This window comes from Actinosynnema pretiosum (assembly GCF_024171695.1).
Classification (GTDB): Bacteria; Actinomycetota; Actinomycetes; order Mycobacteriales; family Pseudonocardiaceae; genus Actinosynnema; species Actinosynnema pretiosum.
The window spans coordinates 204,491-225,785 of record NZ_JAMTCF010000004.1 but is presented as its reverse complement, the minus strand read 5'-3'; the positions used below and the strand labels follow the sequence as shown (position 1 = coordinate 225,785).

Below are 21,295 nucleotides of genomic sequence, written 5' to 3'. Positions count from 1 at the left end.
TGCGAGCCGTGACTTACCCAGGTGACGGGCAGTCCGGCTGGGGTGGCCAGGCAGGTCAGCCCCACCAGGGCGGGTGGGGGCAGGACGGCGCCAGCGGCTCCACCCCGCAGCCGGGACACCCCCAGCAGCCGTATCAGGATCACTCCTTCGGGGCTCCCCAGCCGGGTTACGGGGACCAGCAGGCCTACCCCCAACCGGGGTACGGCGACCAGCAGGGCTACCCGCAGCCCGGCTACGGCGACCAGCAGGGCTTCCCCCAGCAGGGCTTCGGCTCGTACGGCGGGCTCGGCGTGTTCTCCGGCGGCGAGGAGCCGCCGAAGCGGAACCGGGGCAAGGTCTGGCTCGCGGTGGGCGCGGTGGCCCTCCTGCTCGTGGGCGGCGGAGCCACGGCGTACGTGCTCACCAGCGGCTCCGAGGACGACAAGACCACCGTGGCCGCGCCCAGCAGCGAAACCCCGCCCAGCAGCTCGGCCGCGTCCTCGCCCGCGCCGACCTCGCCCAGCGCGGAGGCCGCGAGCTGCACGGCGGTGACCTCCGGCTGGAACTGCCTGCCGGTCACCGACCTGGCCTACAGCTACGACGTGCCGAAGTCGTGGGCCCCGCAGAAGGGCAGCTCGCCGGTCACGAACCTGGACGCGCGGCTGACCGGGCTGTCCATGTTCGGCGTCTACACCTGCGAGGGCAACTCCTACAACCGGGGCAACGCGGGCGGCACGCTGATCTCGAACACCGACCTGGCGGGCGTCGCGAAGGACGTGGCCGACAAGGTCGCCCGGTACTTCTACAGCAGCGCCCCGGAGCTCGACGTGAAGCTCACCGACCCGAAGGAGGTGACCGTCCCGAACGTCGGCGGCGGGCAGCCCATCCCGGCGGTGCAGGTCGACGCGACCGTCACGGCGGGCGGCGGCAACGCCTGCATCGCGTCCAAGGGCATGGTGCGCGTGCTCGCGGCCAGGGGCGAGCGGGCCACGCACGTGTTCATGGCCAACGGCGACCTCGCGGGCGGCCCGGCCACCGCCCCCGCCTCCCCCACCGAGGGCGACCTCCAGGCGATGATCGACTCGGTGCGCCCGCTGGCGGTGGGCGGGTGAGCTACTCGGGCCTCGGCTACTACCAGCAGCAACCGCCCCCCAAGCCCAAGCGCACGGGGCTGTGGATCGCCCTGTCCGTGCTCGGCGTGCTGGTCGTGGCGGGCGGCGTGGTGACGGCCGTGCTGATCGGCTCCGGCTCGGACGCCTCGGCGGGCGGGCCCGCGACGGCGACCTCGACGTCGGCGCAGCCGGAGTGGACGTCCGTGCGCGGCTCGGGGCTGACCTACCAGGTGCCGCCCTCCTGGGAGGAGAGCGGCGACGGCCTCGCGGGCAGCACCCGGCTGACCGGGGTGTGGGTGTCCCGGCCGTTCGAGTGCCAGGACAAGCAGATGGTGCAGGCGATCGTGTCGTCCGCGCAGGTCAACGCGGCGACGCTGACCGTGCTCAGCCAGCTCGGCAAGACCGTGGCGAACAACGGGTACACCGTGGACGGCACCCCGCCGAGCGTGGGCGAGCCGGTGGTGACCGAGGTGGACGGCCGGACGAAGGTGGTGCTGTCGGTCGAGCCGAGGGGCGTGAGCGCCTGCTACGCGCCGAAGGCGGAGATCACCCTGGTGGCTGCGGAGCTGCCGGGCGGGAAGCACGGCGTGCTGGTGCTGAACGTCGCGCAGGGCGGGCCGCACGTGGCCCAGGGGCCCAGCGAAGCGGAGGCGGACCGGATCGTGGGGAGCGTGCGCGTCTCGTGAAGACCCTCGTGCTGTGGGACATCGACCTGACCCTGATCGACGCCTCCGGGCTCGGTCACGCCTGGTACGGGACCGCGCTGCGGACGGTGTCCGGCCTGGAGCTGGTGCACCGGCCCTCGTACGCGGGGCGCACCGAGCGGGCGATCAGCAGGCAGCTGCTGCTCGCGCACGACCTGGAGGCCACCGACGAGCTGATCTCCCGGCTGCACGCCGAGCTGATCGCGGTGGCGCGCCTGGAGCACGGGCTGCTGGCCGAGCGCGGCCGGGCGCTGCCGGGGGCAGGCGCGGTGCTGGAGGCGCTGGCCGGTGAGCCCGGCGTGGTGCAGTCGCTGGTGACCGGGAACCTGGTGGAGATCGCCCGGTACAAGCTGGCGGCGTTCGAGCTGGAGCGGCACCTGGACTTCGCGATCGGCGGGTTCGGCGAGCTGTCCGACGACCGGCCCGACCTGGTGCGCGAGGCGGTGCGGCTGGCGACGGCCAAGCACGGCGTGGCGCCGGAGTCGGTGGTGGTCGTCGGGGACACCCCGCACGACGTGGACGCGGCGCTGCACCACGGGTACCGGGCGGTCGCGGTGGCGACCGGGCGCAGCGACGTGGCGGAGCTGGAGGCGTCCGGGGCGCACGCGGTGCTGGTGGACCTGTCGGACACCGCCGACGTGGTGGACGTGCTGCTCGGCAGGCGCTGAGGTCTCCCCTGGACGACGAGAGGGCCGGTGCTCGGGTGAGCACCGGCCCTCTTCGCGTCCGCGGAGGGGTCAGCCGCGCGCGACGGCCAGCACGTGCTGCACGGCCTCGTCGACCGGCACCTCGACGCGCTCGCCGGAGCGGCGGTCCTTGACCTCGACCAGGCCGTTCGCCAGGCCCCGGCCGACCACGAGGATCGTGGGCACGCCCACCAGCTCGGCGTCGGCGAACTTCACGCCGGGGCTGGCCTTGCGGTCGTCCAGCAGCACGCTCAGACCCGCCGAGGACAGCTCGCCCGCGAGCTTCTCGCCGCCCTCCAGGAGGGTGGCGTCCTTGCCCGCGACGACCACGTGCACGTCGGCGGGGGCGACGTTGCGCGGCCAGATGAGGCCCCGGTCGTCGTGGCTCTGCTCGGCGATCGCGGCGACCAGGCGGGACACGCCGATGCCGTAGGAGCCCATGGTGATGCGCACGGGCTTGCCGTCCGGGCCGAGGGCGTCGAGCGAGAACGCGTCGGCGTACTTGCGGCCGAGCTGGAAGATGTGGCCGATCTCGATGCCGCGCGCGGCCACCAGGAGGCCCTTGCCGTCGGGCGACGGGTCGCCCTCGCGGACCTCGGCGACGTCGATCGTGCCGTCCGGGGTGAAGTCGCGACCGCAGATCAGGTCGACCACGTGGTGCTCGTGCTGGTCGGCGCCGGTCACCCAGGCGGTGCCCTCGACGACGCGCGGGTCGACCAGGTAGCGGACCTCGTTCGCGAGCAGCGCGCCGGGACCGATGTAGCCCTTGACCAGGAAGGGGTGGGCCTTGAAGTCGGCCTCGTCCAGCATGGCGACCTCGGCGGGCTCGACGGCCGCCTCCAGGCGCTTGAGGTCGACCTCGCGGTCGCCGGGGAGGCCGATCGCCAGCAGCTCCCAGTCGGAGCCGGGGACGCGGGTCTTGACCAGCACGTTCTTCAGCGTGTCGGCGGCGGTGAACTCGCGGCCGAGACCCGCGTTGTTGAAGAACTCGACCAGGGTGTCGATGGTCGGGGTCGCGGGGGTGCTGTGCACCTGCGCCTCGGGACGGCCCTCGATCGGCTGAACCGGGGGGGCGGGGGTGGTGACGGCCTCGACGTTGGCCGCGTAGTCGGACTCGGTGCTGCGGACGAAGGTGTCCTCGCCGGTCGGGGCGACCGCCAGGAACTCCTCGGAGGCCGAGCCGCCCATCGCGCCGGAGGTCGCGGACACGATGACGTAGTCCATGCCGAGCCGGTCGAAGATCTTGATGTAGGCGGCGCGGTGGCGCTGGTACGCCTCGGCCAGGCCCTCGTCGGTGAGGTCGAAGGAGTACGAGTCCTTCATGACGAACTCGCGACCGCGCAGGATGCCCGCGCGGGGGCGCGCCTCGTCGCGGTACTTGGTCTGGATCTGGTAGAGCGCGACCGGGTAGTCCTTGTACGAGCTGTACTCGCCCTTCACGGTGAGCGCGAACAGCTCCTCGTGGGTCGGGCCGAGCAGGTAGTCGGCGCCCTTGCGGTCCTTCAGGCGGAAGATGTTGGGGCCGTACTCGGTCCACCGGTTGGTGGCCTCGTAGGGCTCCTTCGGCAGCAGCGCGGGGAACTGGATCTCCTGCGCGCCGATCGCGTCCATCTCCTCGCGGACGACCCGCTCGATGTTGCGCAGCACCCTCAGGCCCAGCGGCAGCCACGAGTAGCCGCCCGGCGCGACGCGCCGCACGTAGCCCGCGCGGACCAGCAGCTTGTGGCTCGGGACTTCGGCGTCGGCCGGGTCCTCGCGCAGCGTGCGCAGGAACAGCGACGACATCCTCGTGATCACGGTTGGGACTCCTCGTGGGGCTGGTGGTCCTGAAAAGCCTAGTGAACGGGGTGGCGGGGGTTCCAGCCGGTTACCCCGGCGCGGGGTGGTCGGGGGGTGGCGGCGGTTGCTGTTGGTTACCCGAACGGGTGGTCCTGGCGGTTGGTGGGCGGTGGGGGTTCGGCGGGGGGCCGGAATTGTCGGGGGGCGTGGTTAGCGTGCCGGGCGTGGGGTTGAGCTACGGGATGACGACGGTGGACACGACCGATCCTCGGGGGTTGGCGGGGTTCTGGGCCGCCGCGCTGGAGACGGACGCGGTGCAGGAGCACGGGGAGGACGGGGATCTGGTGATGCTGTCCACCGAGGGCGGGGTGCGGTTGGGGTTCCAGCGGGTGGCCGAGCCGACTCCGGGGAAGAACCGGGTGCACCTGGACTTCGGGGCGGTGGATCTTTCGGCGGAGGTCGAGCGGTTGACCGGGTTGGGGGCGGTGCTGGTGGCGGAGCGCTCGATGCCGGGGGTGGAGTGGGTGGTGCTGGCGGATCCGGCGGGGAACCAGTTCTGCGTGACGGGGCGGGGGTGAGTCGGGGGATGTGAGCGGTGGGGTGGGAGGCCGGGCCGGGGTCGGACGGTCCAAGAGGCGGGCCGGGGTCGGGCGGTCCGGGGCGAGTCAGAGGTGGACGGTCGGGGGCGAGTCGGGGGTGGTGTTGGCGACGGGATGGCGGGAGGTGGTTGGCCGGTAGGTGGTGGCCGGTCGCGGCGGTGGTTGTCGGCGGTGGTCGCTGATCGGTGCTCGGCGGTCGGTGCTCGGAGGTCGGCGGCGGCGGTCGATGACGGCTGTCAGCGTTCGGGGGCCGAGCGGCGTTGCGGCTGAGACGTGGCCGGGGTGTCGTCGGAACGGGGTCGTGGTGCCTTCAGGACACGGTCAGGGCACGGTCGGGGTGTCGCTGGCTCGTGCCCGGAGCGGGGAGTGGTCGGGGTAACTGCGGGAGTGGCGGGTTCGGGTGGTTCCGGTGGGTAGGCTCGCCGGTCGTGCTCGTGCTGCTGCCTCCGTCGGAGACCAAGGCGACCGGTGGATCCGGTGCTCCCCTCGACCTGGACGCGCTGTCCCACCGGGAGCTGAACCCGGTGCGCGACAAGCTCGTCACCGCGCTGGTCGACCTGGCCGCCGACGTGCCCGCGTCGCTGGCGGCGCTCGGCCTGTCCGAGCGGCAGGCCGGGGAGGTCGAGCGGAACGCCGAGTTGCGCGCGTCGGCCACGACGCCCGCGCTGCGGCGGTACACCGGCGTGCTCTACGACGCGCTGGACGTGCCGTCGCTGACGAAGGCCGAGCGCGACCGCGCGTACGCCAGGATCGGCGTGGTGTCGGCACTGTTCGGCCTGGTCGGGGGTGGTGACGCGATCCCGGCGTACCGCCTGTCCGGCGGCAGCGCGCTGCCCGCGACCGGTCCGCTCGGCGCGCTGTGGCGCCCCGCGCTGGGCCCGGTGCTGGCGGAGGCCGACGAGTTCGTCGTGGACCTCCGCTCGGGCCCGTACGCGTCCCTCGCGAAGGCGCCCGCCGCGGTGGTGGTGCGGGTGGTGAGCGAGGACGGCTCGGGGCGGCGCAAGGCGGTGAGCCACTTCAACAAGGCGCACAAGGGGCTGCTCGCGCGCGCCCTGGTCCGCTCGCGCGCCGAACCGTCGACGGTGGCCGGGCTGGTGAAGGTCGCGGCTGGCGCCGGGCTGGTGCTGGAGGAGACCGGGGCGAAGACCCTGGACCTGGTGATCACCGGCAACCCGGCGGACAAGCCTGCGGCCTGACAGCGAAACCTCCGGCGCCCAGACGCCCCGGAACCCACCCTCAGGCACCCCGAAACCCAGGAGCCCAGGAGCCCCAGAACTCAGGGGCCAGCAGCAGACCCGACCCAGGTGAATCTGACAGGCGCACGACAGGCCACGCCGCCGGGCCGGGGCTTTATCGCGCTGGGTCTCGCCAGGCCAGGAGGCTGGTCTCGCCGGGCCGGGAGGCTGGTCTCACCTGGTTGGGAGGCGGGTCTCACCTGGTTGGTCCGAGCGAGCGGAGCCAAGTCGGGGCGTCGGCCCTGCCGGGCCTTTCCGCGAGGCCGCGTTCTCCAGCACGGTGCTCCCCCACCGCTATTCCGGGGTCCGCAGCCCACGTCCGGTGGTGTCCAGCCTGCTCCGCGTGGTGTTCGGTGGGTTCCGGCGGTGTTCGGCGGTGTTCGGCGGGCAGGTCGCGCACCGACCCCGTTCGGTCGCCGCCGCTCGGGTGAACGGAGTTGCACGCTTCACGTGGAATGCCCGGATTCTGGGAACGGCGGGGGTGTCCGGGCCGACATCCGTCAGGGAAGAAGTCGATCCGGGGGGTGTGCGTTGACCGGTGCTGATCCGGTGTGGCCGAGCACGAGTCTGCTGGGGAGGGTGCGCGAACCCGCGCGGGGCGACCTGCTCGCGCTGGGGACGCGGGTGCCGTACGGGCCGGACAAGGAGGTGATCGTCCAGGACGCGCGCGACACGCACGTGCTGCTGCTGCTCAGCGGCATGGTGAAGGTGCAGGCCGTGGACGAGGACGGTGAGCACGCGCTGCTGGACATCCGGATCGCGGGCGACGTCGTCGGCGAGATGGCGGCGTTGAGCGGGAAGCCCCGGTCGGCCACGGTGCGCACCTGCGGGGAGGTCGTGGCTCGCGCCATCACCCGCGCCGACTTCCAGGCGCTGCTGCTGCGCCGTCCCGAGGTGGCGATGGAGCTGGTGCTGGTGGTGGGCGAGCGGTTGCGCTGGTCGATCGACCGCCGCCGCGACTTCCTGTCCTGCCCGGCGCCCGTGCGGGTGGCCCGCGTGCTCGTGGAGCTGGTGCAGACCTACGGCAGGCAGGACAAGGACGCGTGGCGGCTGGGCATCCCGCTGACCAAGGTCGAGCTGGCCTCGATCGCGGGCATGAAACCGCGCACGGCGGAGAAGGCGTTCAGCGACCTGCGGCACGCGGGCGTGGTCGTCAGCAACCTGCGCCGCGACGTCCTGGTTCCCGATCTGCGGGCGCTGCGCCGCTACGCCGGATCCTGAGAAACCGCGCGTTCGGGTGGAATCCCGCGCTTCGGCGAAACGAACCGGCCGTGCGGCGCGACCTGCACGCCGGGGGATGACAACGGTTGCAGCGAGTTGCGGATACGACGCATTAGGGGTGGATGGTGCTGATGTCATGGTCACCGAGCACGACCCAGCCGGAGCAACCGGTGTGGCCGCACGACAGCTTGCTGTCGCGGCTGCGCGACCAGGCGCGCGACGAGCTGCTGGCGATGGGCACGGTGGTGCGGTACGCGCCGAACCGCGACGTCATCGTCCAGGACGCCCGCGACACGCACGCGCTGCTGCTGCTCGACGGCGTGGTGAAGGTGCAGACCACCGACGAGACCGGCGACACGGCGCTGCTGGCGATCAAGGCGGCCGGTGACTTCGTCGGCGAGATGGCGGCGCTGGACCGGAAGCCGAGGTCGGCGAGCGTGATCACGTGCGGCGAGGTGACCGCGCGGATGATCAGCAGCAGCGAGCTGATGGGCTTCCTGCACCGCCGCAACGAGGTCTTCGTCGAGATGATCGGCATGGTGAACGAGCGGCTGCGGTGGGCGATCGAGCGCAGGCGGGACTTCCTGGCTCGGGCGGCGGACGAGCGGTTGGCGAAGGTGCTGGCGGAGCTGGTGCGCACGCACGGCCGCGAGGAGCCGGGCGGGTGGACGCTCGGGTTCCCGCTGACCAAGGTGGAGCTCGCGTCGATCGCGGGCATGAAACCGCGCACGGCGGAGAAGGCGTTCAGCGACCTGCGCAAGGCCGGGGTCGTGGTGAGCCACCTGCGCCGGGACGTGCTGGTGCCGGACCTGGACGCGCTGCGCGCCTACGCCCAGCGCCCACCGCGCTGAGCATCCGCCCCGCTGAGCGCCCACCCAGCTGAGCGCCCACCCCGCTGAGCACCCGCCGCGCCCGACGCCCGATGGCCTGAAGTGGAGGCGCGCGGGACGGGGAGTGGCGGATCGAGGGTTGGAGCGGGACAGGGCTGGAGCGGGGACGCGGCGCGGGCACACCGGTGCGGGAGCGGGTGCGGGAGCGGGTGCGGGTGCGGGAGCGCTGGTCAGGGGCTGCGCGGGCTCCGGTGGCGAGGGACGGTCGGAAAAGCGGTTGCCCCGCCGGGTGCGGGCGGGGCATGGTGGGCGCGCACAGCGACTCGCGGGCCGGAGAGCCCGGAGCGGATTCGGGGAGGAGGTGCCGACATGGCCACGACACCTGTCCTGGACGCGGCACCGGCCCGTCCGCCCACCCCGGCGCTCCGCAGGGCCTGACGCGATCGCGCGGCCCGCCGCCGGGGTGATCCACCCACTTCCCGCTGGGAGCCCCGCTGTGCGCGAGCACGCGATCACCACGAACGCACTGCACGAACTCAAGATCAACTTCAATCACGGCGGTCGCGTCGACGACGACGCCGTTGACGTGCCCGGTGTCGACGCGCCCGGTGTCGACGCCGACGCCGATGCCGACCGCGACGACACCGACGACACCGACGACACCGACGACGATGACTACGGCGACGCAGGTCACGACGAGGGTGGCTACACCGACGCCGGCCACGGCGAGGACGACGACACCGACGACGACCCGCACAGCCGCTGGTCCGACTACGAGCTGGACGACTACGGCCCCCGCGAGGTCAAGACGCGGGTCAGGGTCGTGCGGGACGACGACGAGAACGTCCGGCGCGGCAGGCTCACCGAGGAGGCCAAGAAGCGCCTCGCCGAGACCAGGCAGCGCACCGGGCCCGAGGACGGCGACCGGTGGTCCACCTGGGGCGACGCCGACCAGGGCCCCGCTCCGCACCCCGCCTGGCTGGTCACCGACCTCGGGGCGGTCGACCGGGAGCTCGGGCTGATCAAGTCCGGCAAGGAGGCGGACGTCTCGCTGCTGGAGCGCGCCACGCCGGAGCGGTCCTGCCTGCTGGCCGCGAAGCGGTACCGGGACAACGACCACCGGCTGTTCCACCGGGACGCGGGCTACCTGGAGGGCCGCAAGGAGCGGCGGACCAGGGAGGCCCGCGCGATGTCCCGGCGCAGCGCGTTCGGGCGGAACCTGATCGCCGAGCGGTGGGCGGTGGCCGAGTTCGCGGCGCTCGGCGCGCTGTGGCAGCGCGGCGTGCCGGTGCCCTACCCGGTGCAGCGCGACGGCACCGAGGTGCTGATGGAGTTCATCGGCGACGGCGTCCAGGCCGCGCCCCGGCTCGCCCAGACCAGGCCCGAGCCGGACGCGCTGGTGGACCTGTGGCGCCAGCTCGTGTCGGCGCTGCTGGGCATGGCCGCCTCCGGGTACGCGCACGGCGACCTGTCGCCGTTCAACCTGGTGGTGCACGAGGACCGGCTCGTGGTGATCGACCTGCCGCAGCTCGTCGACCTGATGGCCAACCCGCGCGGGGCCGAGTTCCTGGCCCGCGACGTGCGGGTGGTGACCGACTGGTTCACCGCGCGCGGTCTGCCGGACGGGATGGCCGACGCGGCGGAGCTGACCGCCGAGCTGCTCCGGGAAGCCGGGCTGGGGTGAGCGCCGGTGGGCGAGGGGGCGCGCGCCCCCTCGCCCACCGGGTACAGCGCACGTGCGGTGAGAACACCGTCCGCCGCACCGCGACCACGCGCGGTGGGAGCGCGATTTCGTTGTGTCACCAATGCTTTCCCCCGTTCGACGCCGCTCGGTGACCGCGCCCGCACCGCGCGCGGCGACGGTGCGCGACGACCGCGTCCACCCGGCGTCACCGCGCGTTCGCGCCGCCGCGAGCACCGGCTGCCGTCCGTGACCGCCGCGCGAGCGCGCCCCGTGACGAACGCGGGGTCAGGGCCGCGCGCGGGCCGTTAGACCCAGGACCCTCCCCCGTCTCGACCGGCCGTTCCGGAGCTGAATCCTCTTGTGCCACAGCGGTTTCCGCGTTCCGCCGACCGGGCGCGCGACCACGCGCGCGAGCGGGCGCGCCACCACCCGGTGGAACCCGGCCACGTCCGGGTGCCGCGCGAGCCGCCCGCTCAGGTCGCGCGGACCGCCGCCGAACCAGTCGACGTCCCCCCTCGGCCCCCGACCCCCTCCCGCCACCAATCCACCCGACGTCCACGCAGGTCACAGCCTCGCGGCCGAAACTAGGCCGAGTGGCCGCGACCCAATGGATGATGATCAGCTAGACTGGTCAACGCACCGCACGAGGGCGCCACCTTTCAGCGCCCCGAGGTCACCATGCAGGACCACCGGTGCTCCACCCAACCGTCGGCGCTACGCAGCGCCGGGCCCGTCCGCGCGATCGCGCCTGCCCACGAGTGCAGAGCAATCCCCGTGACGTGCCGTGTCCCGGAGGTATGTTTTGCCACCCGTGTCCCAGAGCCGTTCCGAGCGCCCGCAGTCCTCTCGCAGGCCCCGCAGGCGCTCCGGCCAGGGCAACCGCCGTCCCCAGCAGGTGGACGCGCCCAACGCTTACACCGTTCCCGACCACGTCGAGAGCACCCTCCCCGAGGGCCCGCTCCCGTCGTTCAGCGAGCTCGGCCTCGCCGACGAGCTGGTCCGCGCGCTCGCCGCAGCCGGGATCAACGAGCCCTTCCCCATCCAGGCCGCCACGCTCCCCGACTCGCTCGCGGGCCGCGACCTGCTCGGCCGGGGCCAGACCGGCTCCGGCAAGACCCTCGCGTTCGGCCTGGCGCTGCTGTCCAGGCTGGCCGGTGGCCGCGCCAAGCCGCTCATGCCGCGCGCGCTGGTGCTGGTCCCGACCCGCGAGCTGGCCATGCAGGTCGAGGAGGCGCTGTCGCCCTTCGCCCGCGCGCTCGGCCTGTGGTGCCGCACCGTCGTGGGCGGCACGTCCTTCCCGCGCCAGATCGACGCGCTGCGCAGGGGCGTCGACCTGCTGATCGCCACGCCGGGTCGGCTCTCCGACCACGTGCGCCAGGGCACCGCGGACCTCTCCGAGGTCATGTTCACCGCCCTGGACGAGGCCGACCAGATGGCCGACATGGGCTTCATGCCGCAGGTGCGGGCCATCCTGGACCTGACCCCCGAGAACGGGCAGCGGCTGCTGTTCTCCGCGACGCTCGACGGCGACGTGGACAAGCTGGTCCGCCAGTACCTGCACGACCCGGTCGTGCACTCGGTCGCGCCGCCCACCGGCAGCGTCACCACGATGGAGCACCACCTGCTGTTCGTGTCCGCCGAGGACAAGCAGTCGGTGGTGACCGAGGTGGCCGCGCGCGAGGGCCGCACGATCATGTTCGTGCGCACCAAGCACCACGTGGACCGGCTGGCCAAGAAGCTGCGGTCGATGGGCGTGCACGCGGGCGCCCTGCACGGCGGCAAGGCGCAGAGCGCGCGCACCCGCGTGCTCGGCCAGTTCCGCGAGGGCACGACCCCGGTCCTGATCGCCACGGACGTCGCCGCGCGCGGCATCCACGTGGACGACGTCAGCCTGGTCGTGCACGTGGACCCGCCCGCCGACCCGAAGGACTACCTGCACCGCGCCGGTCGCACCGCGCGCGCCGGGCAGTCCGGCACGGTCGTCACGCTGGTCACGCACGACCAGCGGCGCGCCGTCCAGGGCCTGACCACCCGCGCGGGCATCCGCCCGGAGTCGACCAAGGTCCGTCCCGGCGACGACGAGCTGATCCGCATCACCGGCGCCCGCGAGCCCAGCGGCGTGCCCGTGGTGGAGCCCGAGGTGCAGCCGCGCGGTCGGCGCGGTGGCGCGGGCGGCGGTGGCGCCCGTCGTGGCGGCAGCGGCGGCTTCTTCCGCGGCGGGCGCGAGGGCGGTGGCCGCGAGGGTGGCGGCCGTGACCGCGACCGCGCGGGCGGCCGTCCCCGCCGCAGCGCGGCCCCGCAGCACTGATGATCGACGGTTGGCGCTGACCTGCGGTTGGCGCTGACGCGGAACGCGAAGAGCCCCGGTCCCCTGGTGGGACCGGGGCTCTTGCTTTGCGGGGGGGAGAGAGAAGGAATGGATGAGGTCAGGCGCGGGGCGGATGGGGGGAGCCGGGGGGCGGGCGGCGCTAGTGAGACAAGGCCAGGGCCAGCGCTGGACCGGGCGGCTGGGCGGCTGGGCGGCTGGGCGGCTGGGCGGCTGGGCGGCTGGGCGAGCTTGACCAGGCGGACCGGGGCGGGGTGAAACGTGCCCGGCAGGCTGGGCAGGGCCGGACAGTCCGGACAGGGCCGGGCTGGGCCGGGGACAGGCAGCCTACTGGCGGCGGCAACGAGCGGCTGGCGGCCAGCAAGCACGGACGGCGGGCTGGGGGCTGGGGGCTGGGGGCTGGGGGCAACGACTAGCGGACGGCGGCCAACAGCCTGCGAGCGGCGGATGGCGGGCAATCGCGGGCAGGCGGCAGGCTGCGGGTGGCCTGAGCTGTCAGCAGCGCAGCTCGGCCCGAAGCCTGCGGTCCCTGGATGGACCGGTGCGCGAGGCACGCGGAGTGGCCTGCGTTCCGGTGTCGCAGCGTGATCCAGGTGCGCGACGTCCGCCGGGAGGTGGTGTCCGAGCGTGACGCCCCCGCCCGGAGCCCGGTGGCCGAGCGTGACGTGACCGGTGGGGTGCGTGGTGGCGGTGCGTGACGTCGTGCCCCGGCTGGGCGCGGGAAGCCCTCGGGTGGGTCGGGCTTCCCGCGCGGCAGGCTCACGCCTGCTCGGGCAGTTCCTCCGCCAGGCCGGCGACCGGGCCGACGACGATGATCGCCGGGGGACGGACGTGGTGCGCCGCAACGGCTTCCGCCAGACCGTCCAAAGTGGACTTGACGATCCGCTGGGCGTCGGTGCTGCCGTTCTCGATGACGGTCACCGGGGTGTCGCCGGGGCGGCCCTCGCGCAGGGCCTCGGCGAACGCTGCGGCGCGCTCCACGCCCATCAGGATCACCACGGTGCCGCGCAGCCTCGCCAGCGCGCCCCAGTCCACCAGCGAGCGCTCGTCGTCCGGCGCGACGTGGCCGGACACCACCACGACCTCGTGCGCCACCCCCCGGTGCGTCACCGGGACGCCCGCGAGGGCGGGCACGCCGAACGCGCTGGTCACGCCCGGCACGACGGTGACCGGCACGCCCGCCTCGGCGCAGGCGATCAGCTCCTCGAAGCCGCGCCCGAACACGTACGGGTCGCCGCCCTTCAGGCGCACCACGAACTTCCCGGCCTTGGCGTTGTCCACCAGCGTCCGGTTGATGAACTCCTGCGCGGCGGCCCGCCCGTACGGGATCTTCGCGGCGTCGACCACCTCCACGTGCGGCGGCAGCTCGTCCAGCAGCCACACCGGGCCGAGCCGGTCCGCGACGACCACGTCGGCCCTGGCCAGCAGGCGCCTGCCGCGCACGGTGATCAGGTCGGGGTCGCCGGGGCCGCCGCCGACCAGGGCCACGCCCGCGGGCTGGTCGTGCTGGTCGGCGAGGGTGCCGTCGCGCAGCGCGGACAGCACGCCGTCGCGCACGCGCGCCGAGCGGTTGTGGTCGCCGCTGGCCAGGACGCCGACGAGCAGGCCGTCGTGGTTGCCGGAGGCGGGGGTGACGGCGGTGCCGAGCGCGCCGACGTCGGCGCGCACGCAGAACACGCGGCGGGCCTCGGCGTCGGCGGTGATCCGGGCGTTCACCTCGGGGTCGGAGGTGCAGGCGAGCACGTACCACGCGCCGTCCAGGTCGCCGTCGGCGTAGCGCCGGGCGTGCCAGGTGACCGCCCCGGAGTCGACCACGCCCTGGACGGTGGGGGTGACCTCGGGCGAGACGAGTTCGACGCGGGCGCCGGACGAGACCAGGCGCGGCAGCCTGCGCTGGGCGACGGACCCGCCGCCCACCACGACCACGCGCTTGCCCGCCAGGTCCAGGCCCACCAGGTAGTGCTGTTCTCCGTGCATGGCGAGAAGCATCCCCGGCCGACGGGCCCTCGCCCAAGACGGGTGTCCCACATCACGGGAAGGAGGTGCCGGCCGGTGAGCGGAGCGCGGGAGGGGGCGCGGCGACAGGGCGCAAGGGCCGCGCGGGGCGGGCGGAAGGGCACCGGGCGCGGCGGGGACAACGGACCGGGACGGGGGCGCCTGCACACACGCGCGCGCGGGAACGACGACGAAGACGGCGGGCACGGGGAACGCGCGGACCGACCGAGGGCTGACCGGTCCGCGCGCCCGCCCGCGCCCAGGTGACCGGAGGACGTCGGTCACCGGGCGTGGGGCGCGCCCGCGAGCGCGCCCCCGGCGGTCATCCGATCTGCGCGCTCAGCACGCTGTAGTAGGCCGCGACCCTGGCGTACACGCCGGGGTAGTTCGGCAGCGCGCACCCGTTGCCCCACGAGGTCGCGCCGATCAGCTTGCCACCGGCGACGAGCGGGCCGCCCGAGTCGCCCTGGCAGGTGTCCTTGCCACCGGCCGGGACGCCCGCGCACACCATCGAGGTGTTGCTGTACTGCGAGTACGCCGTCCTGCAGGTCGCGTCCGAGGTGACCGGGACGGTGACCTTCAGCAGGTAGCGGGACGTGGAGCAGCCGGAGCAGGTGGCGCCCCAGCCGTACGCGACGGCGTTGGTGCCCGCCGCGTACAGGGCCGTGTCGGACGGGGTGGCCAGCGGCAGGTAGGTGCCGGTGACGCTGGTGCCCAGGGTCAGCACGGCCACGTCGTAGCCGCTGGTCGCGGTGCGGTAGCTGGGGTGCGACCAGATGCTGGAGACGGTGGCCACCGTGCCCGCCGTGCTCTGCTTGTCCTCGCGGCCGATCACCACGCGGGTGCTGGACGCCGAGCGGCCGGCGACGCAGTGCGCGGCGGTGACGACCTTGTTGGCCTTCACCAGGGTGCCGCCGCAGAACTGGGAGCCGGAGGACGACGCCAGGTACACCGTCCAGGGGGCCTCGCTGATCGAGGCCCTGGTGCCGCCCACGATGAACGGGGTGACGTCGGAGGCCGAGGACACCGGGGTGGTCATCAGTCCGATCGCGGCGGCAGCCACGCCCAGTCCGATGAACTTCGCCAGGCGACGCAGGGTTTTCGCCATCGGAGTTCCTTTCCGTGCAGGAGTGAGCACTCACTGCAACGCACCCGGTGGCCTCCCGGCAACCTCCTTCAGCGGGACTGAGGGGGCTTCACAATTGACCAGTGACTCCCGTCACACGAACGACATCCGCGTGTACCGGCCCCGTGACAACCGGTCCGGCGTCCTGCGCCACGAGCGCGACCGCCACGCCCTGCTCGGCCAACCGGACCGCGCCCTCCGCGCGCACCGAGGTGCCCGGCCGCAGCAGGTGCCTGACCTGGTCGACGCACTCCGGCGGCCCGACCACCACGGACGCGCGGCGCAGCTCGGCCTCGGCGCGCGGGGTGCGGTCGTCCGCGCCGCCGGGACCGAGGCCGATGAGCGCCAGCCTGCCCCTGGGCAGGATGCGGGCGGCGGCGACGGTGGCCCGCGCGCCCTTGACCTTCTCGGCGGCGATCTCCACCCGACCACCGGCGGACAGCTCGGACGCGCCGCGCAGCGCGGCGGCCTCGGCGACGCTGGGAATCCCGATGGCCAGCTCGACCGGGTTCGGCACCGGGATGACGGCCAGCTCCTCGCCGGGGTAGCCGAGCAGGGGCGTGGTGGTGGAGCCGTGCCAGAAGCCCCAGTCCTCGACCGCGTCGACGATGCCCGGCTCCTCGGTCTTGCGGTCGAGCGTGGCGAACGCCCGCACCGCCCGCAGGTCGAGGCGCCCGTCGGCGGCGAGCTTGGCGAGCGCGCCGGAGACGTCGGTGGAGGTGGCGCCGCTGCTCGCGCCGATGCCGATCACGAGCGTCCTGGGGATCACCCGGACCACGTGGTCGCCCAGCTCGGACTTGGGCACCCGGTCGTCCAGCAGCACCGTCCACGCGGCCTCGTGACCGGCGGGCAGGACGTTGTCCGGCAGCGCGGGCAGCGGGAAGCCGAGCGGGTTGGCGAGCGCGACCGGCTCGCCCGCGCGCATGGCCTCGCCGCACGCCGCCGCGTCGCCCTCGGCGGTGGCGTCGAGCAGTTCGAGCAGCTCGTCCAGCGGGGACGCGGTGGGCGGGGCGGTGGTGACGGCGGTGCGGCCGAGCACGTCGGCGACCCGCTGGGCCAGCGCGTCCGCGCCGCCGAGCAGGGCGAGGGCGAACGCGCCGTCGACGCACACCACGCCGGGGTCGGAGCGCTCGTCGCGCAGCAGCGGGGCCACCAGGCGGATCGTCGTCTCGCTGCCCTCGAAGAACACCGCGCTGCCGAGCACCGGCCACATGCGGCGCAGCGCGGGCGCGGTGGGGCCGTCGGGGACGACGGCGTCCGGGCCGAGGAAGGCCGCGAGCTCCTTGGCCTGCGTCCTGCCGCGCTCGGTCGACGCGAACAAGCCGATCACGCTGCCTCCTTGCCGGGGTGGAGGTGCCATCCTCCCCGGCCGGGTGGGACGGGTGGGGGCGGGGTGCGGTGGGCCCTGGCAGAACGGGGGTGGAGCGGGGTGGGCAGGAACGGGGTGGGCGGGGTGCGGTGGGGCGCTGACAGAGCGGGGGCGGAGTGGGATGGGTAGGGACGAGGCAGGCGAGGCCACAGGGGGCGGGTGAGGGCCGAGGGGGCGCGGCCCCAGGGGCGGGTGACGGACGGGGGCGGGTGCGCGGGCAGGGGGCCACCGGGCGGGGTCGGCAGGAGAGGGCGGGGGTGGCAGGAGAGGGCGGGGGTGGCAGGAGAGGGCGGGGGTGGCAGGAGAGGGCGGGGGTGGCAGGAGAGGGCGGGGTCGGCAGGAGAGGGCGGGGGGTGAGGCGGGCGGGCGCGCGAGGCGGGTGAAACGGGCGGCCAGACCACACAACCCGACCGCGCCCCGACCGCTCCGCTCAGTCGGCCCGCTCGGCCCACAGCACGGTCACCGGGTCCACCGCGCGCAGGTGGTCGTCCGCCAGCCTGGCGGCGGACAGCTGGGTGCCCGACACCGCGTACCCGGCGTCCCGCAGGACGTCGTGGGACGGCAGGACGCCGTCGAGCCGGGTGGTCGCCACGACGACGCGGCGCGCGCCAAGGCCCGCGCAGGTCCGCACCGCGCCCGCTCCCCCGCCGCCGACGAAGATCGCGTCGGGGCGCGGCAGGTCCGGCGGGGCGAGTTCCACGTCGGACTCGACCACGCGCACGTCCACGTGGTGCGCCGAGGCGTTCGCGATGATCCGGACGCACTGCACCGGGTCGCGCTCGACGGCGACCACGGCCGCGCCGAGGCGCGCGCACTCCACGGCCACCGCGCCCGGCCCCGAGGCCACGTCCCACACCAGGGTTCCCGGCCTGGGGCCGAGCTTGGCCAGTGCGAGCGCGCGGACCTCGGCGGTGGCGACCAGGCCGTCGCCCCGGTGCGAGAAGTCGTCGTCGGGGAGCGCCCAGTGCCGGGCGTCCGGGAGCAGCGGCTGCTCGGCCAGGCACAGCACCGGGAGCGGCTCGGGCCAGGAGCGGGCCTGGGCCTGCGCCGGGTCCAGGGTGGACGGGCCGGACGCGCCGGGCACGACCAGGGTGCGCCGCCAGCCCGCGAGTCCCCCGGCGAGCGCCGCCGGGTCCGCGTTCGCGACCAGCACCGAGGAGCGGGCAAGGCACACGTTGCGGGCGTGCGCGAGGCCGTGCTCGGCGGCGTCCACCACCGTGACGGCGGACCAGGTGCGGCCGGTGTCGGTCAGGAAGCGGTGCAGCGCCGGGACGTCCACGGGATCAGCCTGTGCGCTTCGGCTTCTTCCCGCGCGCCGGGGCGGGCTTGCGCGGGGTGGTGCTGGCCTGGACGGAGACGGTCCTCTTGCGCGCCGCCGCGACCGGGGGCTTCTTCCGCGCCTCGGGGGCGCCCTGCTCGGGTGAGCCCGCCTGCCCCGGCAGCGAGTCCACGGCGGGCGCCGGGACGGCGGGCGAGGCCGCGTCGACCGGCTCGGGCTCGGCGGGCTCCGCCAGCGACCGCGCTATGGGCAGCTCCGCGCCGTCCGCGCCGGACTCCTCGCGCGCCCTGGCCCACCGGGAGCGCGCGGTCTCCTGCAGGTCGTGCACGGCCGACCAGGCGGCCTCCGAGCGGGACTCGGCGCCCGTCGCGCGCGTCGACCGCCACTTCGAGGCGCGGGGCTGGCGGACCGGCTCGTCGCCGATCGGCGTGCCCCGGCGCACCGGGGCCTTGAGCGCGTCGCCGACCAGGAACAGCGTGCTGCGGTAGAGCTTGTGCTCCTTGACCGCCGACTCCAGCTCGCCCAGCGTGGTGCGCACGAGCACCGCGTCCGGCAGCGACACCTTGTAGGCGATCACCACCGGCGTCGTGTCGGCGTACCCGCCCGCGCGCAGCTGCTCGGCGACCCGGTCGGCGCGGGCGGCGGGCGCGGACAGGGCGAGCGTGGTGCCGTGGGCGGACAGCTCGCGGACGTGCTCGGCGCTCTCCGGGCTGGCCAGCACGAGCGACTGCGCGACCTCGGAGGTGGTCAGCTCCCGGCCGACCGACGCGGCGGCGGCGGACACCTGGGTCACGCCGGGCACGACCTCGATCTCCAGCCCCAGCCGCAGGCACGCGTCGTGCTGCTCGCGCAGGCCGCCCCACGTGGCGGGGTCGCCCGCGTGCAGCCGGACGACGGACTGGCCGCTCGCGGCGGCCCTGCGGTAGACCTCGACGACCTCGGACTCGGTGACGCGGGAGAAGTCCACCAGCTCCGCGCCGGGGCGGGCGTGCTCGCGCACGCACTCGACCTCGACCACGCTCGGGGCCCACACGACGACGTCGGCCTCGGCCAGTCGCCTGGCCCCTCGGAGGGTGATCAGATCGGCGGCACCGGGGCCGGCACCCACGAAGGCGACCCGACCTGTCATCTGAGAACTCCCCACGACGTGCTCGGTTTGAACGGCCCGACCGTATCGCGCAAGGCGCTCTCCCCATCGAGCGCCCTGATCCCGGCACGGAGCGCGACGGTCGGCGTGGACGCGCGGTGAGCGCGGCCCCGGATGCCGCGCCCCTGGGCCGTCCGGGTGAGGGGTGGTGGTCAGCCCGGTGGGCGCTGCCAGGCCGCGCAGGCGGCGGTGAAGCGGTGCGCCGACTCGGAGATCGCGGCCGGGTGGGTGTGCAGGTAGGACGCGTGGACGTTGCCGAGGACGAAGCCCTCGGCCGCCGGGCGGCCGTCGTGCCCGCGCCAGCGCCACGCCGGGTCGGCGCCGTGCGGGGTGCTCAGCGCGGTGCGGTGGAACTCGTGGCCGGTGACGCGCGCGCCGACCGGCAGCAGCACCGAGTCGACCGGGGCGACCGCGTCCCGGTAGCCCAGCACGAGGCGCGGGGTCATCGCGGCCTCGGAGTCGACCACCCCGCACATCGGGGCGCCGTCGAGGGACTTGGCCAGGTAGAGCAGGCCGCCGCACTCGGCGTGCACGGGCGCGCCCGCGCGGGCCAGCGCGGTGATGGTGGCGCGCAGCGGTTCGTTCGCGGACAGCTCGGCCGCGTGCTGCTCGGGGAAACCGCCGGGCAGCAGCAGACCCGCGGTGTCCGGGGGCAGGGTCTCGTCGCGCAGCGGGTCGAAGACGACGACGTCGGCGCCCGCCGCGCGCAGCAGCTCGGGGTGCTCGGCGTAGCCGAAGGTGAACGCGGGACCGCCCGCGACCGCGATCACCGGTCGGGGGCCGCCGGACACCGTTGCGGCGCTTGAGGTTCCGACGGCCGCCGCGATCTCGGCGGCCGGGTCCCACGCCCGCGCGGCGACCGGGTTGGCGGTGCCCGCCAGCGCGCGGATCGCGGCGAGGTCCACGTGCGCGCCGACCGCGTCGGCCACCGCCTCGACCGCCGCGACCGCCTCGTGGCCGTGCTCGGCGGCGGTGACCAGGCCGAGGTGGCGGGACGGCAGCGCGAACCGCTCGTCCCTGGGCAGCACGCCGAGCACGTCCAGGCCGACGTCCGCGCAGGCGCTCCGCAGCACCTGCTCGTGCCGGGGCGAGCCGACCTGGTTGAGGATCACGCCGCCGAGCCGCACGCCGGGGTCGTAGCCCCGGAAGCCGTGCAGCAGCGCGGCGAGGCTGCGGCTCTGGCCGCGCGCGTCCACGACGAACAGCACGGGCGCGCCGAGCAGCTTGGCGACGTGCGCGGTGGAGCCGACGCCGTCGGTGTCGATCCGCCCGTCGAACAGGCCCATGACGCCCTCGACCACGGCCAGGTCCGCGCCGCGCGCGCCGTGCGCGAACAGCTCGGGCACCCGGTGCTCGCCGACCATGACCGGGTCCAGGTTGCGGCCGGGGCGGCCGGTGGCGAGCGAGTGGTAGCCGGGGTCGATGTAGTCGGGGCCGACCTTGAACGGGGCCACCGCGTCGCCCGCGCGGCGCAGCGCCGCCATGAGCCCGGTGGCCACGGTGGTCTTGCCGCTGCCCGAGGCCGGAGCTGCGACGACCAGCGCGCTCACCACTCGATCCCCCGCTGGCCCTTCTGACCCGCGTCCATCGGGTGCTTGACCTTGGTCATCTCCACGACCAGGTCGGCGGCGTCCACGAGGGCCTGCGGCGCGTCCCGCCCGGTGATGACGACGTGCTGGTGGCCGGGGCGGTTGGCCAGCACCTCCACCACCTCGTCGACGTCGATCCAGCCCCACTTGAGCGGGTAGGTGAACTCGTCCAGCACGTACAGGCCGTGCCGCTGGTCGGCGATGCGGCGGGCGATCTCGCGCCAGCCCTCCAGCGCGGCGGCGGCGTGGTCCTCCTCGGTGCCCGCCTTGCGGGACCAGGACCAGCCCTCGCCCATCTTGTGCCACTGCACCGGGCCGCCCTGTCCGGTGCTCTCGTGCAGCTCGCCGAGCGCGCGGAACGCGGCCTCCTCGCCGACCTTCCACTTGGCGGACTTCACGAACTGGAACACGCCGATGTCCCAGCCCTGGTTCCAGCCGCGCAGGGCGAGGCCGAAGGCGGCGGTGGACTTGCCCTTCATCGGGCCGGTGTGGACGACGAGGAGGGGGCGGTTGCGGCGCTGGCGGGTGGTGAGGCCGTCCGTCGGCACGGAGGTGGGCTGGCCCTGCGGCATGGCGTGGCTCCAGGTGTGGTGGGGAGGGGGACGCCTGCGACGCGCGGGCGCGGGTGGTCACCG

The 21,295-nt window shown here is 74.6% G+C and carries 17 protein-coding genes; 9 read left to right on the top strand and 8 right to left on the bottom strand.

Features of this window, described 5'->3' with window-relative positions; genetic code table 11:
- The first annotated feature begins 8 nt into the window (after positions 1-8).
- From LV78_RS10155 to LV78_RS10145, 3 genes are read left to right on the top strand one after another with little or no spacing between them, the layout of a single operon-like run.
- Positions 9-1,091 carry a DUF8017 domain-containing protein gene (locus LV78_RS10155; protein WP_253844604.1) on the top strand — a complete coding sequence of 361 codons (1,083 nt, stop codon included), beginning with the start codon at positions 9-11 and terminating at the stop codon, positions 1,089-1,091.
- Positions 1,088-1,777: a DUF8017 domain-containing protein gene (locus LV78_RS10150; protein WP_253844603.1), complete on the top strand. Its 690-nt coding sequence runs from the start codon at positions 1,088-1,090 to the stop codon at positions 1,775-1,777. The genes LV78_RS10155 and LV78_RS10150 overlap by 4 nt, the downstream gene beginning before the upstream one ends.
- Positions 1,774-2,463, top strand: a complete 690-nt coding sequence (locus tag LV78_RS10145) for an HAD family hydrolase (RefSeq protein ID WP_253844602.1) — start codon at positions 1,774-1,776, stop codon at positions 2,461-2,463. Before LV78_RS10150 ends, LV78_RS10145 begins: the two co-directional genes overlap by 4 nt.
- A 69-nt stretch (positions 2,464-2,532) precedes the next feature.
- Here the strand turns inward: LV78_RS10145 and LV78_RS10140 are convergent, their stop codons facing one another.
- A complete protein-coding gene (locus LV78_RS10140) occupies positions 2,533-4,278 on the bottom strand; it encodes a proline--tRNA ligase (RefSeq protein WP_253844601.1) in 1,746 nt (581 codons plus the stop codon).
- A gap of 206 nt (positions 4,279-4,484) precedes the next feature.
- Here LV78_RS10140 and LV78_RS10135 point away from each other — a divergent pair, with 206 nt between their 5' ends.
- From LV78_RS10135 to LV78_RS10110, 6 genes are all read left to right on the top strand, one after another.
- On the top strand, positions 4,485-4,838 hold the full coding sequence (locus LV78_RS10135; protein WP_253844600.1) for a VOC family protein: 354 nt from the start codon (positions 4,485-4,487) through the stop codon (positions 4,836-4,838).
- A 449-nt stretch (positions 4,839-5,287) separates the two neighbouring features.
- On the top strand, positions 5,288-6,055 hold the full coding sequence (gene yaaA, locus LV78_RS10130) for a peroxide stress protein YaaA (protein WP_253844599.1): 768 nt from the start codon (positions 5,288-5,290) through the stop codon (positions 6,053-6,055).
- A 618-nt stretch (positions 6,056-6,673) separates the two neighbouring features.
- Positions 6,674-7,315, top strand: a complete 642-nt coding sequence (locus tag LV78_RS10125) for a Crp/Fnr family transcriptional regulator (protein ID WP_253844598.1) — start codon at positions 6,674-6,676, stop codon at positions 7,313-7,315.
- A gap of 131 nt (positions 7,316-7,446) precedes the next feature.
- Positions 7,447-8,166: a Crp/Fnr family transcriptional regulator gene (locus LV78_RS10120; RefSeq protein WP_041838465.1), complete on the top strand. Its 720-nt coding sequence runs from the start codon at positions 7,447-7,449 to the stop codon at positions 8,164-8,166.
- A gap of 757 nt (positions 8,167-8,923) precedes the next feature.
- A complete protein-coding gene (locus LV78_RS10115; RefSeq protein ID WP_253844927.1) occupies positions 8,924-9,829 on the top strand; it encodes a serine protein kinase RIO in 906 nt (301 codons plus the stop codon).
- A gap of 802 nt (positions 9,830-10,631) precedes the next feature.
- Positions 10,632-12,137 carry a DEAD/DEAH box helicase gene (locus LV78_RS10110; RefSeq protein ID WP_253844597.1) on the top strand — a complete coding sequence of 502 codons (1,506 nt, stop codon included), beginning with the start codon at positions 10,632-10,634 and terminating at the stop codon, positions 12,135-12,137.
- Between the two features lie 777 nt (positions 12,138-12,914).
- On the opposite strand, the gene cobA is transcribed toward LV78_RS10110, so the two are convergent.
- The 7 genes from cobA to cobO all read right to left on the bottom strand — a co-directional run bounded on the left by cobA (position 12,915) and on the right by cobO (position 21,232).
- Positions 12,915-14,132 carry a uroporphyrinogen-III C-methyltransferase gene (gene cobA / locus LV78_RS10105; protein WP_253844596.1) on the bottom strand — a complete coding sequence of 406 codons (1,218 nt, stop codon included), beginning with the start codon at positions 14,130-14,132 and terminating at the stop codon, positions 12,915-12,917.
- A 340-nt stretch (positions 14,133-14,472) separates the two neighbouring features.
- Entirely contained in the window at positions 14,473-15,258 is a 786-nt protein-coding gene (locus LV78_RS10100; protein WP_253844595.1) for a S1 family peptidase, read from the bottom strand.
- Positions 15,259-15,346: 88 nt separating this feature from the next.
- Positions 15,347-16,606, bottom strand: coding sequence for a cobalamin biosynthesis protein (locus tag LV78_RS10095; RefSeq protein WP_253844594.1), 1,260 nt, complete (start codon positions 16,604-16,606; stop codon positions 15,347-15,349).
- Between the two features lie 469 nt (positions 16,607-17,075).
- On the bottom strand, positions 17,076-17,924 hold the full coding sequence (locus tag LV78_RS10090) for a hypothetical protein (RefSeq protein ID WP_253844593.1): 849 nt from the start codon (positions 17,922-17,924) through the stop codon (positions 17,076-17,078).
- A 4-nt stretch (positions 17,925-17,928) separates the two neighbouring features.
- Positions 17,929-19,053: a cobalt-precorrin-4/precorrin-4 C(11)-methyltransferase gene (locus tag LV78_RS10085; RefSeq protein WP_253844592.1), complete on the bottom strand. Its 1,125-nt coding sequence runs from the start codon at positions 19,051-19,053 to the stop codon at positions 17,929-17,931.
- 170 nt (positions 19,054-19,223) lie between these two features.
- Entirely contained in the window at positions 19,224-20,621 is a 1,398-nt protein-coding gene (locus LV78_RS10080; RefSeq protein ID WP_372494841.1) for a cobyrinic acid a,c-diamide synthase CobB, read from the bottom strand.
- A complete protein-coding gene (gene cobO, locus LV78_RS10075; protein ID WP_253844590.1) occupies positions 20,618-21,232 on the bottom strand; it encodes a cob(I)yrinic acid a,c-diamide adenosyltransferase in 615 nt (204 codons plus the stop codon). The genes LV78_RS10080 and cobO overlap by 4 nt, the downstream gene beginning before the upstream one ends.
- Between the last annotated feature and the right edge of the window lie 63 nt (positions 21,233-21,295).